This window comes from Agrobacterium tumefaciens (assembly GCF_005221325.1).
Classification (GTDB): domain Bacteria; phylum Pseudomonadota; class Alphaproteobacteria; order Rhizobiales; family Rhizobiaceae; genus Agrobacterium.
Map to the genome: position 1 here is coordinate 1584222 of NZ_CP039889.1, position 16153 is coordinate 1600374.

The following is a 16153-nucleotide window of genomic DNA, read 5'->3' on the forward strand; positions in this document are numbered from 1 at the left end:
GAACGCCCATGTCCATCCAGATCCGCAAGACCCTGCTGCAGGTCGAAACGACGTTGATTGAGGGAGGCAAGGCTGCCGCAACGCCTCTGAAGCTGTTCAGCGCCATCGCGGTGGTGAAAAATCCCTGGGCGGGAAAAGGCTTTGTCGAAAACCTGAAACCGGAAATCCATGCGGGTGCGCCGGTGCTGGGCGAATTGCTGACGAAGATGATCCTCGATGCCGTTGGTTCCGGCGAAGCGGTGGAGGCCTATGGCAAGGCGGCGGTTGTCGGGCTGGACGGAGAAATCGAACATGCCTCCGCGCTCATTCACACGCTGCGCTTCGGCAATCACTATCGTCAGGCAGTGGGTGCCAAGTCCTATCTTGCCTTTTGTAACACCCGTGGTCCGGGCAATGCACCGATCATGATCCCGCTGATGGACAAGAATGATGAAGGCCGCCGTTCGCATTATCTGACCATCCAGACCGCCATTCCCGATGCCCCGGCTGCGGACGAGATCGTCGTCGCACTCGGCGCTTCGGTTGGCGGCCGGCCCCACCACCGCATTGGCGACCGTTACCAGGATCTGCAGGATCTTGGTCAGGATGTTACCAACCCGGCCGGCGTTTGAGGGTGACGCCAATGCAGGAGGCCGCCACCACTTCACGGGTCAATGTTGCAACGGCAGGTGCTGCCGCGCTCCCTCGCAAGATGACCGAGGGCGGGGCGGCCTATTTTGAAGCCGGTGCCGGAGAAGAGCTGATCCTCATCCACGGCGTCGGCATGCGGCTCGAAGCCTGGGAGCCGCAGATCGACGTCTTTTCCCGCACGCACCGTGTCATCGCGGTCGACATGCCGGGCCATGGCGGCAGCGCACGCTTGCCTGCGGGCAGCACGCTTACGGATTTTGTCGGCTGGTTCGGCCGTTTTCTGGACGATATGCGGATCACCCGCGCCAATGTCGCCGGGCATTCCATGGGGGCGCTGATTTCCGGCGGTGCCGCTGCGAGCTTCGGTGATCGTGTCGCGCGCGTCGGTTACCTGAACGGTGTTTATCGCCGTGATCCGGCAGCGAAGGCGGCGGTGCTCGCGCGGGCTGAGGCCATCCGCACCGAGGGCGTGGACAAGCAAGGCCCGCTGCTGCGCTGGTTCGGCGATGACGCCAAGAGCCAGCATGCGCGGGAGCTGACACGCTGCTGGCTGGAAATGGTCGATGCGGAAGGTTACGCGGTTGCCTATACGGCCTTTGCCGGTGGCGACGAGACCTATGCTGATCGCTGGCCGTCGGTCACCTGCCCGGCGCTTTTTCTGACCGGTTCCGACGATCCGAACTCGACGCCTTTGATGGCCGAACAGATGGCGGCGATCACGCCGCGCGGCTACGCTCGCATCGTTGAGGCGCACCGGCATATGGTCAATCTGACCGCACCTGAAACTGTCAATGCATTGATGGCCGAATGGCTGGCTATTGAGGAGGAGCCGCAATGACTGTTGCAACGCTTGACCCGCGCGCCTTGCGCGACGCATTCGGCGCTTTCGTGACGGGAGTGACCATCGTAACCACGCGGGATGATGCGGGAAAGCCCGTTGGCTTCACCGCCAATTCCTTCACCTCGGTATCGCTCGATCCGCCGCTGCTCTTGATCTGCCTCGCACGTACCTCGCGCAATTTTTCGACGATGACCGGCGCGAAAAACTTCGCCGTCAACGTTTTGTCGGAAAGCCAGAAGGATCTGTCCAATACTTTCGCGCGCCCGGTGGAGGATCGTTTTGCTGCCGCCGAATGGTCGGATGCGCCGCAGGGTTCGCCCGTCTTTGTCGATGTCGCGGCCTGGTTCGAATGCACCATGCAGGAGGTTATCGAGGCGGGTGATCATGTCATCCTGCTTGGCCGCATCGGCGCTTTCGACAATAGCGGCCTGAATGGTCTCGGTTATGCGCGCGGCGGTTATTTCACGCCGATGCTGGCCGCCAAGGCGGTGTCAGCGGCGGCTGAGGGTGAAATTGTCGTCGGCGCGGTGCTGGAACGGCGTGGCGAGATTTACCTTGTCGGCGAGGATGTGTTGTCGCTTCCCGGCTGTGTTGTGGCGGGCGGCGATCCGGTGGCGGCGCTGACGTCGCGGCTTGAGGAACTTACTGGACTGTCAGTCCGCACTGGCTTTCTTTATTCCGTTTACGAAAACAAGGCGGATGGCCGCCAGCATATCGTCTACCACGCACTTGCCGAGGGCGATGATGCACCGCGTCAGGGCCGCTTCCTGTCGCCCGGCGCGCTCGGCTCCGCAAAATTCGACTCCGGTGCGACGGCGGATATCGTCAATCGTTTCGCGCTGGAAAGCTCCATCGGCAATTTCGGCGTTTATGTCGGAAACGAGACCGCCGGCAAGGTTCATCCCATTTCCATGAAGGGGGCAAACCCATGAAATTTTCGCTCTTCGTCCACATGGAGCGGCTGGACGCCTCGCAGGATCACAAGACCCTCTATGAGGAGTTCGTTACCCTTTGCGAAATCGCCGATCGCGGCGGCATGCATGCCATCTGGACTGGCGAACATCACGGCATGGATTTCACCATTGCGCCCAACCCCTTCGTAACGATCGCCGATCTGGCCCGCCGCACGAAGACGGCGCGTCTTGGCACCGGCACTGTCATCGCGCCCTTCTGGCATCCGATCAAGCTTGCCGGCGAAGCGGCGATGACCGACCTCATCTGCGATGGCCGGCTCGATATCGGCATAGCCCGCGGCGCCTACTCCTTCGAATATGAGCGGCTGCTTCCCGGCCTCGATGCCTGGGGCGCCGGCCAGCGCATGCGTGAGCTGATCCCCGCCGTCAAAGGTGTCTGGGCGGGCGATTACGCCCATGATGGCGAGTTCTTCAAATTCCCGGCCACGACCTCCGCTCCCAAGCCGCTGCAACAGCCTTTTCCGCCGATCTGGGTGGCGGCGCGCGATCCGAATTCGCACGAATTCGCCGTCGCCAATGATTGCAACGTGCAGGTAACACCGCTGTGGCAGGGCGACGATGAGGTGGAAACCCTCATGGGCCGCTTCAACGATGCCTGCGCCAAAAACCCGGAAAAACAGCGCCCGAAAATCATGCTGCTGCGCCATACCTATGTCGGTTCCGATGAAGCCGATATCGCGCAGGCCGCCCATGAGATGAGCGTCTATTACAATTATTTCTTCGCCTGGTTCAAAAACGAGAAGCCGGTTCATCAGGGCCTCATCGAGCGCATTGCGCCAGAGGATATTACTGGAAACGCCATGCTTTCCGGCGATGTCATGCGCAAAAACAACGTCGTCGGTGATGCCGATGAGGTCATTGCCCGGCTCAAAAGCTACGAGGCCATGGGTTACGACGAATATTCCTTCTGGATCGATACGGGCATGAGTTTCGAGCGCAAGAAAGCGTCGCTGGAGCGTTTCCTGTCCGATGTCATGCCGGCTTTTACGGAGTAAGATGATGCGCCGTTTTCAGTGCTATATCGACGGATGTTTCGAGGATGGTGAGGGGCACTTTTCCAGCCTCGATCCCGCAACCGGTCAGCCCTGGGCCGACATGCCGGAAAGCCGCGAGGCGGATATCGGCCGTGCGGTCGAGGCCGCGCACCGGGCGCTTTACGAGGATGCGTCCTGGTCGAAACTGACGGCGACGCAGCGCGGCAAGCTGCTTTACCGGCTGGCTGATCTGGTTGCGGAAAATGCGAAGACGCTCGCCGAACTCGAAACCCGTGATACCGGCAAGATCATCCGCGAAACGTCGGCGCAGATCGCCTATGTTGCTGATTATTATCGCTATTATGCGGGCCTCGCGGACAAGATTGAGGGCGCCTATCTGCCGATCGACAAGCCGGATATGGATGTCTGGCTGCGGCGCGAGCCGGTTGGTGTCGTCGCGGCGATCGTGCCGTGGAACAGCCAGCTGTTTCTTGCTGCCGTGAAGATTGGTCCGGCGCTGGCCGCAGGCTGCACCATTGTCGTCAAGGCTTCGGAAGATGGGCCCGCGCCGCTGCTGGAATTTGCGCGGCTGGTGCATGAGGCCGGTTTTCCCGCTGGTGTTGTCAACGTTGTTACCGGTTTCGGCGCCTCGTGCGGCAATGCGCTCGCCACCCATCCGAAGGTGGCCCATATCGCCTTCACCGGCGGCCCGGAAACGGCGCGTCACATCGTCCGCAACTCTGCCGAAAACCTTGCCTCGACATCGCTGGAACTCGGCGGCAAATCGCCGATCCTCGTTTTTGCCGATGCCGATCTCGAAAGCGCGGCCAATGCACAGGTGGCAGGCATCTTCGCCGCGACCGGCCAGAGCTGCGTTGCCGGTTCGCGGCTGATCGTCGAAAGAAGCGTCAAAGATCGTTTCCTCGACATCCTGAAAGCCAAGGCTGAGGCGATCCGCATCGGCTCACCGCTGGAGATGACCACCGAAGTGGGGCCGCTCGCGACGGAGCGTCAGAGAAAACACATCGTTGGGCTTGTGTCTGCCTCCGTAGAAGCGGGTGCGAAAGTGGTGACGGGCGGTGCGCCCGTTGACGGCGATGGTTATTTCTACCGTCCGACCATTCTTGATTGCGATGGCATTCGTTCGCCTTCCCTGGAGAAGGAATTTTTTGGCCCGGTCCTTTCCGTCGTTTCCTTTGAAACTGAAGCGGAAGCCATTTCGCTTGCCAATGACACCGTCTATGGCCTTGCATCCGGCGTCTTCACGCAGAACCTGACACGGGCCCATCGCCTGATGAAGGCAATCCGCGCCGGTATCGTCTGGGTAAACACCTATCGCGCGGTTTCGCCGATTGCGCCCTTTGGCGGCTTCGGCCTTTCAGGCGATGGCCGTGAGGGCGGGCTGGCGGCAGCGCTTGATTATACGCGCACCAAGACCATATGGCTGCGCACCTCCGACGATCCGATCCCCGATCCTTTCGTGATGCGGTGAGCCGATGTTTTACGAGATCCGCACCTATCAGCTGAAGAACGGCGCGATCCCGGCCTATCTAAAGGTCGTGGAGGAAGAGGGTATCGAAATCCAGAAGAGCCATCTCGGCGAACTGGTGGGTTACTTCTTTTCCGAGATCGGGCCGATCAACGAGATCGTCCATATCTGGGCCTTTTCCAGCCTTGACGATCGCGAGGAACGGCGCGCGCGGCTGATGGCCGATCCGCGCTGGTTATCCTTCCTGCCGAAAATCCGCGACCTCATTGAAGTCGCCGAAAACAAGATCATGAAGCCGGCGCGGTTTTCACCGCTGGGGTGAAAGCACCGGCAAAGACGTGCATGCCAACAACAAACTCTAAACGGAGTAAGGGAACATGAGATCGAAACTGGTATTGTCGACATGCGCAGCACTTTTCGCCCTCGGCGCAGCCGCTCAGGCGAGTGACCTGGTCTTTTCCAGCTGGGGAGGAACCACGCAGGACGCCCAGAAGGCGGCCTGGGCTGAGAAATTCATGGTGGAAACCGGCATTAACGTGCTGCAGGATGGCCCCACTGATTACGGTAAGTTGAAGGCCATGGTCGAGGCAAACGGCGTGACATGGGATGTCGTCGATGTCGAAGGCGACTATGCCGCGCAGGCCGGCCCCAAGGGTCTGCTTGAAAAGCTGGATTTCAGCGTCATCGATAAAACGAAGCTCGACCCCCGCTTCGTGACGGATTATTCCGTCGGCAGCTTCTATTATTCCTTCGTCATTGGCTGCAATGTCGATTCAGTCGCTGCCTGCCCCAAGAGCTGGGCCGATCTTTTCGATACGGCAAAATTTCCGGGCAAACGCACTTTCTACAAGTGGTCGGCACCAGGTGTGATCGAAGCGGCACTTCTGGCCGACGGCGTTACGGCCGACAAGCTTTATCCGCTTGATCTCGACCGTGCTTTCAAGAAGCTCGACACGATCAAATCTGATATCATCTGGTGGTCCGGCGGCGCGCAGTCGCAGCAATTGATAGCGTCCGCCGAAGCACCCTTCGGCAGCGTCTGGAATGGCCGTATGACCGCTCTCGAGCAGAGCGGTGTCAAGGTGGAGACATCCTGGGCGCAGAATATCACTGCGGCGGATTCGCTCGTTGTCCCGAAGGGAACGAAGAGCAAGGATGCGGCGATGAAGTTCATTGCTCTCGCCACCTCTGCACAGGCGCAGGCGGATATGGCGACGGCGACTGGCTATGCCCCGGTCAATATCGAATCCGCCAAGCTGATGGATCCGAAAATCGCCAAGTCCCTGCCGGACCAGCAGACGGCGAGCCAGGTCAATGCCGATATGAACTACTGGGCGCAGCATCGCGATGAAATCGGCGAGCGCTGGTACGCCTGGCAGGCGAAATAAGATAACGGCGCGGGCTGCCATTGGCGCCCGCGCAATTTTCCACGTCCGGGAGGTTTGGACATGGTCTCGCTTACCGATGAAACAGTCAGACCGAAGGCGCGGGTGCGGATGCCCTTCCGGGCCGGCAATTTTGCCGCCACCCTGCCGGCGCTCGGTCTCCTCATCCTGTTCTTTGTCGTTCCTGTCCTCATCCTGCTGTCGCGCAGCGTGACCGAACCCGTCTTCGGCCTTGGCAACTATGCCGAACTCCTGGGTAGCTCCACCTATTTGAAGATTTTCTTCAATACCTTTGCGGTGTCGGCGCTGGTGACGGTCGTGTCGCTGGCAATCGGTTTTCCGGTCGCCTGGGCGCTTGCCATCATGCCCTCGCGGCTTGCCTCCATCGTTTTTGCCATCCTGCTTCTGTCGATGTGGACCAATCTTCTGGCCCGCACCTATGCCTGGATGGTGCTGTTGCAGCGAACGGGTGTCGTCAACAAGACGCTGATGGGACTGGGCATCATCGACAAGCCGCTGGCGCTGGTCAACAATCTCACCGGCGTGACGATTGGCATGACCTATATCATGCTGCCTTTCATCATCATTCCGCTCTATGGCGTCATTCGCAAGATCGATCCGGCTATTCTGCAGGCGGCGTCTCTGTGCGGCGCCACCCGCTGGCAGGCACTGACGCGCGTTCTCATCCCGCTTGCCGCACCCGGCATGATGGCCGGCGCGCTGATGGTTTTCGTCATGTCGCTCGGTTATTTCGTCACGCCGGCGCTGCTCGGCGGCACGGCGAACATGATGTTGGCCGAGCTCATCGCCCAGTTCGTGCAGTCGCTGGTTAACTGGGGCATGGGCGGGGCGGCAGCCTTCGTGCTTCTGGTGGTCACGCTCGCTCTTTATGCGGTGCAGCTGAAATTCTTCGGCGCGGCCGGGGCAGGAGGGCGCTGACATGCTTTTGAACTATAACAGCCTCGGCCTCTGGAAATGGCTGCTCCTCCTCATCACCGTGCTGACCTCGGCATTTCTGATCCTCCCGATCGTTTTCATCGCCGCTTTGTCCTTCGGCTCGTCACAATGGCTGATCTTTCCGCCGCCCGGCTGGACGCTGAAATGGTATGCGGATTTCTTCGCTGATCCCAGATGGCTGGAGGCCGCCTGGACGAGCCTGCGCATTGCGCTGATGGTCACGGTACTCTCCGTCCTGATCGGTCTCGTGGCTTCTTTCGGGTTGGTGCGTGGCCGGTTCATCGGGCGCGGCACGCTGCGCGCGCTGTTCATGACGCCGATGATCCTGCCCGTCGTGGTCCTTGCGGTGGCGCTTTACGCTTTTTTCCTGAAACTCGGCCTTGCGGGCACCACCACCGGTTTCGTCATCGCCCATCTCGTCGTTGCGCTGCCTTTCTCCATTCTGGCGCTGACCGGCGCGCTCGAGGGTTTCGACAAGTCGATCGAGGATGCGGCGGTGCTGTGTGGCGCCAGCCCGTTGCAAGCGAAAATCCGCATCACGCTTCCCGCCATCAGCCACGGGCTGTTTTCGGCGGCGCTCTTTTCCTTCCTCACCTCCTGGGATGAGGTGGTGCTGGCGATCTTCATGGCAAGCCCGACATTGCAGACCCTGCCGGTGAAAATCTGGGCGACCCTGCGTCAGGATCTGACGCCCGTCATCGCCGCCGCCTCCACGCTTCTCATCGCGGTGACCATCATTCTCATGCTGCTTGTCGCGGCTGTGCGAAAAGGACTGAAAACATGAACAAACCGCTCCTGCAAATTCGTGGCATCGCCAAGCAATACGGGCCGGTCGTCGCCGTTCAGGACGTCACTCTCGACGTGCAGCCGGGTGAGTTCATGACCTTTCTCGGTCCATCCGGTTCCGGCAAGAGCACGACGCTATACATCCTTGCCGGCTTCGAGCAGCCGACGTCGGGCGATATCCTGCTGAATGGCGAGAGCCTGCTGTCGACGCCATCGCACAAGCGCAATATCGGCATGGTCTTCCAGCGTTACACCCTGTTTCCGCATCTGTCGGTCGGCGAGAACATCGCCTTCCCGTTGAAGGTTCGCCGCAAGAGCAAGGCGGAAATCGATGCCAGGGTGAAGGAAATGCTGCGGCTCGTTCGCCTCGAAGGTTTCGAGGACAGGAAACCCGCGCAGATGTCCGGTGGCCAGCAGCAGCGCGTGGCGCTGGCGCGGGCGCTCGCCTATGACCCGCCGGTGCTTCTGATGGATGAGCCGCTATCGGCGCTCGACAAGAAGCTGCGCGAGGAAATCCAGTTCGAAATCCGTCGCATTCACCAGCAGACGGAAGTGACGATCCTCTACGTCACCCACGATCAGGAAGAAGCCTTGCGTCTTTCCGACCGGATTGCGGTGTTTTCAAAAGGGGTGATCGACCAGATCGGCACGGGGCCTGAACTCTATGCTCATCCTACCACCCGTTTTGTGGCCGAATTCATCGGGGACAGCGATTTCATCGCCTGCGACCTGCTTGCTGCATCCGGCGGCAAGGCGACGGTATCGCTCGGCCGGGGTATCGTCTTCGATCATATTCCGATGCATGGCGAGGCTGCGCCGGGCAAGAAAGCGGCGCTGATGCTGCGTCCGGAACGCCTGCAGCTCAGCCGCAACCGGCCGGTTGCTTCCGCCGGTTTTCAGGCCACGGTCAGCGATATCACCTTCCTTGGCAACAACGTCCATGTGGTTGCCCATACCGGTTCGGGCGAGCCGCTTGCCGTGCGATTGCCCTTCGGCCATGAGGCGATTTCCGGTCTCAACCGGGGCGATCTCGTGCACTTGGCCTTCGACCCGGCGTCAGCCCAGGTTTTCTGTTGAGGGATCGGCTCCATGCATCTGAATGACCCCACGCTCTTCGGTGAAAAAGTGCCCGTGGCCGGACGCTGGATCGGCTGCGATGGCCGCGAGACGGCGATGATCCGCAATCCCGCGACGGGGGAAATCGTCGGGCGGGTTCCCGAACTGGGCGCAACGGAAACGCAGGATGCAATCACTGCTGCCGTGTTTGCCCAGAAGGCATGGGCGCGCCGCACGGCCGGTGAGCGCGCGACGATCCTGAAGGCGTGGCACCGGCTCGTCATGGAAAACCGGGATGATCTCGGCATGATCCTGACGCTGGAACAGGGCAAGCCCCTGGCGGAAGCCAAAGGCGAAATCGTCTATGGCGGAAGCTTCATCGAGTGGTTTGCCGAAGAGGCACGCCGCATCAATGGTGAGACGGTGCCCGGCCATCAGCCGGACAAGCGCATTCTGGTTCTCCGTCAACCGGTCGGCGTCGTCGCGGCCATCACGCCGTGGAATTTCCCCAATGCCATGATTACCCGTAAAGTCGGCCCGGCGCTGGCTGCGGGTTGCGCGGTTGTGCTGAAACCCGCGCCGCAGACGCCGTTTTCGGCCATCGCTCTCGCCATCCTCGCCGAGCGCGCGGGCCTGCCGCTCGAACTTTTCAGCATATTGACGGGACCTGCAGCGGAAATCGGCGGCGTGCTGACCGCAAGCCCGGATATCCGTCTCCTGACCTTCACCGGCTCGACGCGCACGGGAGAACATCTTTACCGGCAATGCGCGCCGACGATCAAGAAACTCGGGCTGGAGCTCGGTGGCAATGCGCCCTTCATCGTGTTTGATGACGCTGATCTCGATGCCGCGGTGGAAGGGGCGCTGATTGCCAAGTTTCGCAACAACGGCCAGACCTGCGTCTGTGCCAACCGGCTTTATGTGCAGAGCGGTGTTTATGATGCCTTCGCTGAAAAATTCGCACGGGCGGTATCCGCGCTGAAGGTTGGCAACGGATTGGAAGAGGGAAGCATTCTGGGCCCACTCATCGATGGTAACGCCGTTGCCAAGGTGGAAGCGCATATCGCCGATGCGCTCTCAAAAGGCGCTCAAATTGCCGCAGGTGGCAGCAGGCATGCGCTCGGCGGCAATTTTTTCGAGCCGACGATCCTGCGCAACGTGACTGCCGGCATGCAGGTCGCGCGCGAGGAAACATTCGGGCCACTCGCCCCGCTTTTCCGTTTCGAAGACGAAGAGGATGTGATCGCGCAGGCCAACAATACCGATTTCGGTCTTGCCTCCTATTTTTATGCGCGTGACCTGTCCCGAGTCTTCCGGGTTGCCGAGGCGCTCGAATATGGCATGGTCGGCGTCAATACGGGCGCGATTTCCACCGCTGAGGCGCCTTTTGGCGGCGTCAAAATGTCAGGTCTCGGCCGGGAGGGGTCACGCCACGGCATCGAGGAATATACCGAACTTAAATATGTCTGCATCGGTGGCATCGGCTGAGGCCGGACCTTGAAGAATGATGCCTAAGTCAGCAGCCTGCGCATGATTAGATCGGGGGAGCAAGTGCTGCCGGTGTTGCTGACCGCGATCCGCCTGAGGCAACGGATTATTACCGCATGCTACGTGGCCAGAAGCCGAACGGCCCTGATCACGCTGATTACAGCGATACGGGCCGGCCTCGCTGCGGATGGAGCAGATCGACGGCGTGGTGATAACCTTCACTGCCAGATGCCATTTTGATCTCGGCAGCCGCGACAATCTTTATTTGATGCCGAAACCGAGGCGGCGCAATGTTTGGCTCAGTTCCGCGCGGCCTTTCAGCGCGGCGGCATTCTCCACACGCTGGGCAATGGGCGCTGTCCAGCCGTTTTGCGGCAGGCCCTGTTTTTCCTGAAACACCTTCAAGACCTCGTCGTATGAATTGAGATCATCGCTTGCGGGTTCCGAATAGGTTTCATGAAACAGAATGGAGGATTGCGACAGGCGCGGTTTGACGTCGGTTTTTACCGCCGGGTCGGGATAGCCGACCGTGAGACCGAAGACGGCGATGGTCTCGGGAGGAAGGTTCAGCTCACGGGACACTTCTTCCGGCCTGTTACGAATGCCGCCGACGTAGCAGGAGCCGAGACCGAGTGAATCAATTGCGGCAACCGCATTCTGCGCGGCCAGCGCCGCATCGATGGCGCCGATAAGGAAGCTTTCCAGATAATCCAGCCCTTCGCCCCTGTTCCCCTGGTTTGAAGCGACCGTGCGCAGTCTTTTCAGGTCGACCAGCCAGATGAGAAAAACGGGTGCATCCTTTATGTGGCCGTTACCACCCGTGAAGTCTGCCAGTCGCGCCTTGCGATCCTTATCCTTAACTGCCACCACGCTCCACGCCTGAAGATTGGACGATGTGGGCGCAGATTGGGCTGCCGCGACCAGAAGTTCCAGGCTACCCTCCGGCAGAGCTTTGGGCAGATAGGCGCGGGTGGTGCGATGGTTCAGCAGGGCGTCAATCGTGTCGTTCCAGAAAGGCGGAGAAAAACCGGCTATCGCGCCGTAACGGGCCTCGACCCGCTGCTGGGGAATTTCCAGTTTGGTGATCGGACTGGACAGGTTCATCGTGTGACGCTCCGTAATATGGGTGAGGGAATGCAGGGTCTCCGGCAGGATTGGAAGGCCGTCCAAGACGTATCATTTCATATGCTTCTCCAGCCCATCTGCCGAGCAACGTCCTACTCAATCTCGATTTTTCAGTGAAACAATGTTTCCGCGGGAGTTAGAAAGGAAACTCCAGTGAGATTTCCCTCTCATTCGCATCGGTCGCGGAGACGCAACGAGGATTTGGAGCAAGCCGACAATTCGGCACAAATTCTGGTGCGTTGCTGACCACGTCATGAAATATAATTCCGCAAGAAATGTTTCCTTTGTGGGTTGAGAAGAATTTTCTTCTTAGGAAGATGCCGCTTTGCCCTGATGCTTTTGTCATCGAAACGCTGTTTTCAAACGGGATTTTCATGACGATAGGACGCCGCCAGTTCAACAAGATGCTTCTTCTGGCAACGGCAGGAACGGCGCTGCCCGGTTCGGTCTTTGCTGCGAACGGCGCGACCGGTCGTCCCGTATCCGGGGGGACGCTCAAGCTCCTTTATCGCGTCGATCCCGGTAACGCCCTTTTTGCCATCAATACATCGTCCGGCACGGGACAGGCGATCGGTCCCAAAATTGTAGAAGGTCTTCTGACGTTCGATTTCGACCTCAATCCCCAGCCTCTGCTGGCCACCGATTGGTCCGTTTCGGATGACCATCTGCGCTACACGTTCAAGCTCCGCCCGAATGTGAAATGGCACGACGGCCGGGATTTCACGTCGGAAGATGTTGCTTTTTCGATTTTCCGCCTGAAGGAAGCCCATCCACGCGGCCGCATCACCTATCAGAACGTCGCGGCGGTGGAAACGCCGGATCCGCTAACCGCCATCATCGTTCTGTCCAAACCCGCGCCGTTCCTGATCGCCGCACAATCGAGTTCGGAATCGCCGATCGTACCGAAGCACATTTTCGAAAAGCTGAAGCCCGCCGATGGACAGACGCTGCAGACCGCGATTGGCACCGGTCCCTTCAAACTGACGGAATGGACGCCGGGCAGCCATCTGATCTTCGAAAGAAATCCCGATTACTGGGATGCGGGCAAACCCTATCTCGACCGCATCGTCCTGCGCATCATCACCGACCCCGCTGCACGGGCGGTGGCTCTGGAAACGGGGGAGGTGGATATCGGCGACAATCCGGTTCCGCTGGCGGATCTCGAGCGGCTGAAGCAGAACCCCGATCTTGTTCTGGACACCAATACCTATGCCTATGCTGGGCCACAGCAGCAGTTGTTCTTCAATTACGATAACGAGATTTTCCGCAAGAAAGATGTTCGGCTGGCCATTGCCAAGGCGATCAACCTCGATGAAATCGTCAATGTGGCGCTCTTCGGTTATGCGCAGATATCGCCAAGCCCTGTCAGCACGGCCCTGCCGAACTGGTACGACGCGTCGGTCAAGGCCCATGCCTATGACCCGAAGGAAGCGGAAAGGCTGCTCGACGCGGCGGGATATCCGCGCAAGGATGGCGGCAAGCGTTTTCCAGTGCGGTTGACCTATAATTCCTATCTGACACCCGGCTATGCCGATGTCCTTCGCAGCCAGCTTGAAAGGATCGGGATCGCGGTCGAAATCCGGAAATACGATCTGCCGACCTATCTCAAGACGGTTTATACGGACCGCGCCTTCGATCTGGTGGTGGAATCCCTTTCCAATACCTTCGATCCGTCGCTCGGCATCCAGCGCGCCTATTGGAGCAGGAATTTCAAGATCGGGTTGCCTTTTTCCAACGCGGCCAACTACGCCAATCCTGAGGCGGATGCGCTTCTCGAGGCCGCGGCCATCGAGCCCGATCCGAAGAAGCGCTGGGTAACCTGGAGCAGGTTCCAGCATCTCATCCATGACGAAGTCGCCTCGGTCGATCTAGTGGCGGCGGGAAGCCAGATCGTGGCGCACAAGCGGGTCAGAAATTACGTCACCGGCGCGCAGGGGCTCAACTGGAGTTTCGGCGATCTGTGGCTCGACCCAACGGCCTAACCCTCACGTAAAAACCAATCTGTCAGGAGGATATGCGATGTCTGTACAGGCGCTAACCAAGGATCGTCTCATCGAATGGCTGGGAGATGGCGAGGAACTTGCCGTTCTCGATATCCGCCCCGCTGAAGAGGTGGGATATGCGTCGCCGCTATTTGCGACCAATCTTCCGGCGGATCGGCTGGAGGCGGAAATAAACCGCTTCATCCCGCGCCCCGCGGTGCGAACTGTTCTGGTGGACGATGGAAAAGGAAGCGCGGAACAGGCGGTAGGACGACTTGCCGCGCTCGGCTGGAGCGACATTCACTTTCTGCGCGGTGGAATACCGGCATGGATCGAGGGCGGCATCGATAACCTGCCGACATTCGATATTCCCGGCGTTCCTTTCGTCCAGAAGGTACGGCAGGAAAAGGATACGCCCGTGGTCTTTGCCCGTGAACTGAAGGCGTGGAGGGACGCCGGTGAGGATGTCGTCGTCATCGATACCCGTACAATAGCGGAATACGAAAAGGCGCATGTGCCGGGCGCCATCGGCGTGCCGGGTGCGGAACTTTTGCTGCGTTTCGCCGATGTCGTGCCATCACCGAAAACGAGGGTCGTCGTTTCCTGCGCGGGTTTGCCCCGCGCAATTCTGGGCGCGCAGACTTTGATCGATGCCGGTGTCGAAAACGCAGTCAGCTATCTGCACGAAGGAACACGCGGCTGGACGGATGACGGGTTTGAACTGGAAACGGGGCATTCACAGATATATCCGCCCGCGAGTGACGATGCCAAAGACATTGCAAAGGCGCGGCTCCAAACATTCTCCCGTGACGACGACCTGCTGTTCATTGACCGCCAGACGGCCGAAACATGGCTGCGGGACAAGGCGCGAACCACCTATTTTCTTGATGTGAGAACGCCGGAAGAATTCGCGGCTTCGCATCTTGAAGGTTCTATTTCTTCTGAGGGCGGGCAGCTTCTCGGTGTTGCCTATCGCACCGTTGCCGTGCGCGGCGCCCGGATCATTCTCGTGGATGACCTGCTGGGCGCCCGCGCCCGCGTCGTGGCGCATTGGCTGAAACGGCGAGGTTTTGAAATCGCTGTTAATCTGCATGATTTCGAAAAGGGTGTCGAAGCCGCCGCGGCATAAGCGCCTCTCGAATTTCGCCAGACCGCTCTACAGACAGGGATTTGTAATGACCAATGCCAGCCAGGCCTGGGGTTCCGCGCCCAGCGCACGCTTCGACACGATAGCCGAAAGATTTCGGGGGATTTTTTCTGAAATTGGCAGAGATGCCATCCGACACGATCTGGATCGCGAGCTGCGTTTTGACGATTATGAAACTTTGAAAAAGGCCGGCTTTTCCAGGCTGCGCCTGCCGGAAGAGTTTGGTGGTCTAGGCCTGACATTGCCTGAACTTTTCGGCCTGATCATCGAATTGGCGGAAGCAGACCCCAATCTCACCAATGCTTACCGCAGCCATCTGGGGTTCACGGAAGATCTGCTTAATGCAGCACCCTCGCCATGGCGGGATGCATGGCTCACGCGGATCGGACACGACGAAACCATCGGCAGCGGGTTTTCCGAAGTCGGTGATGCTCGGCTTGGAACCTATTCCACTCAACTCACGCGCGATGGCAGCGGCTGGCGGCTGAATGGCGAGAAATATTATACGACCGGCTCGCTTTATGCGGACTGGATCACGCTGGGCGCCGTGGATGGTGACGGCGCGCCGATTGGCGCGCTTGTTCCCACGAAGGCCGAAGGTGTCGAGATTCTCAACGACTGGGACGGTTTTGGGCAGGCGTTGACGGCCAGCGGCACAGCGCGTTTCACGGATGTGGCGATTTCCGATGATCTCATCAAGCCAAGCGCTCTTCGCTTTAGCTATTCGGGCGGTTTTTTCCAGCTCGTCCATCTGGCTTCGCTTGCCGGTATTGGCCGTGCGGCCGCCTCGGAGATTGCCCGCCATGTAGCGGAGCGCAGGCGGGTCTATCAGCGGAGCAACGCCTCGCGCTTTGCCGACGACCCACAGGTGCTTCAGGTCGTAGGGCGGATAAGAGGTGCGGCCTACAGCGCCGGTGTCATCGTGTTGAAGGCGGCAGAAGCCTTGCAGGCTGCCTATGAGGCCAATCTTTCCGGAGATGAGGAGCGCATCGTCCTGGCAAACCGCAATGCAGACCTTGAAGTCAGCCAATCCGTTACGGTGGTCAGCAATCTTATCCTCGATGCGTCCACGGTCCTTTTCGACACGCTCGGCGCTTCCGCGGCAAAACGTAGCCATGGCCTTGATCGTCATTGGCGAAACGCCCGCACCATAACCTCGCACAATCCGCGCATCTATCACGACCGTATCGTGGGAGATTTCGCCGTTAACGGCATTTCACCAACGCCACATGGAGGTGTGGGGATAGCAGCGCGGGGGGAGAAGGAAAAAACTGAAGCGTGATCAAAGCGGGTGGCACGATAGCGATGTGCAGTAGGGC

General features: G+C 59.6%; 15 protein-coding genes. 14 read left to right on the top strand and 1 reads right to left on the bottom strand.

The window, feature by feature from the left end; all coding sequences use genetic code 11:
• Positions 1-8 precede the first annotated feature (8 nt).
• The 11 genes from CFBP5499_RS22235 to CFBP5499_RS22285 are packed head-to-tail and all read left to right on the top strand — an operon-like array spanning position 9 to position 10580.
• Positions 9-611: an amino acid synthesis family protein gene (locus CFBP5499_RS22235; RefSeq protein WP_080828218.1), complete on the top strand. Its 603-nt coding sequence runs from the start codon at positions 9-11 to the stop codon at positions 609-611.
• Positions 612-622: 11 nt separating this feature from the next.
• A complete protein-coding gene (locus tag CFBP5499_RS22240; protein WP_080828217.1) occupies positions 623-1468 on the top strand; it encodes an alpha/beta fold hydrolase in 846 nt (281 codons plus the stop codon).
• Positions 1465-2403 (top strand): flavin reductase family protein, encoded by a 939-nt coding sequence (locus CFBP5499_RS22245; protein ID WP_080828216.1) that lies wholly within the window; start codon positions 1465-1467, stop codon positions 2401-2403. The genes CFBP5499_RS22240 and CFBP5499_RS22245 overlap by 4 nt, the downstream gene beginning before the upstream one ends.
• Positions 2400-3440, top strand: coding sequence for an LLM class flavin-dependent oxidoreductase (locus tag CFBP5499_RS22250; RefSeq protein WP_080828214.1), 1041 nt, complete (start codon positions 2400-2402; stop codon positions 3438-3440). Before CFBP5499_RS22245 ends, CFBP5499_RS22250 begins: the two co-directional genes overlap by 4 nt.
• 4 nt (positions 3441-3444) lie before the next feature.
• Positions 3445-4911 carry an aldehyde dehydrogenase gene (locus CFBP5499_RS22255; RefSeq protein ID WP_080830135.1) on the top strand — a complete coding sequence of 489 codons (1467 nt, stop codon included), beginning with the start codon at positions 3445-3447 and terminating at the stop codon, positions 4909-4911.
• A 4-nt stretch (positions 4912-4915) separates the two neighbouring features.
• Complete coding sequence (locus tag CFBP5499_RS22260) at positions 4916-5230, top strand: NIPSNAP family protein (protein WP_080828212.1); 315 nt, start codon at positions 4916-4918, stop codon at positions 5228-5230.
• Between the two features lie 55 nt (positions 5231-5285).
• Positions 5286-6296: an ABC transporter substrate-binding protein gene (locus CFBP5499_RS22265; protein WP_080828210.1), complete on the top strand. Its 1011-nt coding sequence runs from the start codon at positions 5286-5288 to the stop codon at positions 6294-6296.
• A gap of 60 nt (positions 6297-6356) precedes the next feature.
• Positions 6357-7232 carry an ABC transporter permease gene (locus CFBP5499_RS22270; protein ID WP_080828207.1) on the top strand — a complete coding sequence of 292 codons (876 nt, stop codon included), beginning with the start codon at positions 6357-6359 and terminating at the stop codon, positions 7230-7232.
• Between the two features lies 1 nt (position 7233).
• Positions 7234-8034 (top strand): ABC transporter permease, encoded by an 801-nt coding sequence (locus CFBP5499_RS22275; RefSeq protein ID WP_080828205.1) that lies wholly within the window; start codon positions 7234-7236, stop codon positions 8032-8034.
• Positions 8031-9113 carry an ABC transporter ATP-binding protein gene (locus tag CFBP5499_RS22280; protein ID WP_080828203.1) on the top strand — a complete coding sequence of 361 codons (1083 nt, stop codon included), beginning with the start codon at positions 8031-8033 and terminating at the stop codon, positions 9111-9113. The genes CFBP5499_RS22275 and CFBP5499_RS22280 overlap by 4 nt, the downstream gene beginning before the upstream one ends.
• Positions 9114-9125: 12 nt before the next feature.
• On the top strand, positions 9126-10580 hold the full coding sequence (locus CFBP5499_RS22285; RefSeq protein WP_080828201.1) for an NAD-dependent succinate-semialdehyde dehydrogenase: 1455 nt from the start codon (positions 9126-9128) through the stop codon (positions 10578-10580).
• A gap of 261 nt (positions 10581-10841) precedes the next feature.
• Here the strand turns inward: CFBP5499_RS22285 and CFBP5499_RS22295 are convergent, their stop codons facing one another.
• Positions 10842-11684 (bottom strand): NADPH-dependent oxidoreductase, encoded by an 843-nt coding sequence (locus tag CFBP5499_RS22295; RefSeq protein ID WP_080830134.1) that lies wholly within the window; start codon positions 11682-11684, stop codon positions 10842-10844.
• Between the two features lie 395 nt (positions 11685-12079).
• Between CFBP5499_RS22295 and CFBP5499_RS22300 the strand changes: the two genes are divergently transcribed.
• The 3 genes from CFBP5499_RS22300 to CFBP5499_RS22310 are packed head-to-tail and all read left to right on the top strand — an operon-like array spanning position 12080 to position 16116.
• Positions 12080-13687 carry an ABC transporter substrate-binding protein gene (locus CFBP5499_RS22300; RefSeq protein ID WP_080830133.1) on the top strand — a complete coding sequence of 536 codons (1608 nt, stop codon included), beginning with the start codon at positions 12080-12082 and terminating at the stop codon, positions 13685-13687.
• Positions 13688-13724: 37 nt separating this feature from the next.
• Entirely contained in the window at positions 13725-14816 is a 1092-nt protein-coding gene (locus CFBP5499_RS22305) for a rhodanese-like domain-containing protein (protein WP_080828197.1), read from the top strand.
• 46 nt (positions 14817-14862) lie between these two features.
• Positions 14863-16116: an acyl-CoA dehydrogenase family protein gene (locus CFBP5499_RS22310; RefSeq protein ID WP_080830132.1), complete on the top strand. Its 1254-nt coding sequence runs from the start codon at positions 14863-14865 to the stop codon at positions 16114-16116.
• Positions 16117-16153: the final 37 nt, after the last annotated feature.

Bases quoted from the DNA above. Each gene is read 5' to 3' on its own strand.
- CFBP5499_RS22235 (WP_080828218.1), top strand. From the start codon at position 9: ATGTCCATCCAGATCCGCAAGACCCTGCTGCAGGTCGAAACGACGTTG.
- CFBP5499_RS22240 (WP_080828217.1), top strand. From the start codon at position 623: ATGCAGGAGGCCGCCACCACTTCACGGGTCAATGTTGCAACGGCAGGT.
- CFBP5499_RS22245 (WP_080828216.1), top strand. From the start codon at position 1,465: ATGACTGTTGCAACGCTTGACCCGCGCGCCTTGCGCGACGCATTCGGC.
- CFBP5499_RS22250 (WP_080828214.1), top strand. From the start codon at position 2,400: ATGAAATTTTCGCTCTTCGTCCACATGGAGCGGCTGGACGCCTCGCAG.
- CFBP5499_RS22255 (WP_080830135.1), top strand. From the start codon at position 3,445: ATGCGCCGTTTTCAGTGCTATATCGACGGATGTTTCGAGGATGGTGAG.
- CFBP5499_RS22260 (WP_080828212.1), top strand. From the start codon at position 4,916: ATGTTTTACGAGATCCGCACCTATCAGCTGAAGAACGGCGCGATCCCG.
- CFBP5499_RS22265 (WP_080828210.1), top strand. From the start codon at position 5,286: ATGAGATCGAAACTGGTATTGTCGACATGCGCAGCACTTTTCGCCCTC.
- CFBP5499_RS22270 (WP_080828207.1), top strand. From the start codon at position 6,357: ATGGTCTCGCTTACCGATGAAACAGTCAGACCGAAGGCGCGGGTGCGG.
- CFBP5499_RS22275 (WP_080828205.1), top strand. From the start codon at position 7,234: ATGCTTTTGAACTATAACAGCCTCGGCCTCTGGAAATGGCTGCTCCTC.
- CFBP5499_RS22280 (WP_080828203.1), top strand. From the start codon at position 8,031: ATGAACAAACCGCTCCTGCAAATTCGTGGCATCGCCAAGCAATACGGG.
- CFBP5499_RS22285 (WP_080828201.1), top strand. From the start codon at position 9,126: ATGCATCTGAATGACCCCACGCTCTTCGGTGAAAAAGTGCCCGTGGCC.
- CFBP5499_RS22295 (WP_080830134.1), bottom strand. From the start codon at position 11,684: ATGAACCTGTCCAGTCCGATCACCAAACTGGAAATTCCCCAGCAGCGG.
- CFBP5499_RS22300 (WP_080830133.1), top strand. From the start codon at position 12,080: ATGACGATAGGACGCCGCCAGTTCAACAAGATGCTTCTTCTGGCAACG.
- CFBP5499_RS22305 (WP_080828197.1), top strand. From the start codon at position 13,725: ATGTCTGTACAGGCGCTAACCAAGGATCGTCTCATCGAATGGCTGGGA.
- CFBP5499_RS22310 (WP_080830132.1), top strand. From the start codon at position 14,863: ATGACCAATGCCAGCCAGGCCTGGGGTTCCGCGCCCAGCGCACGCTTC.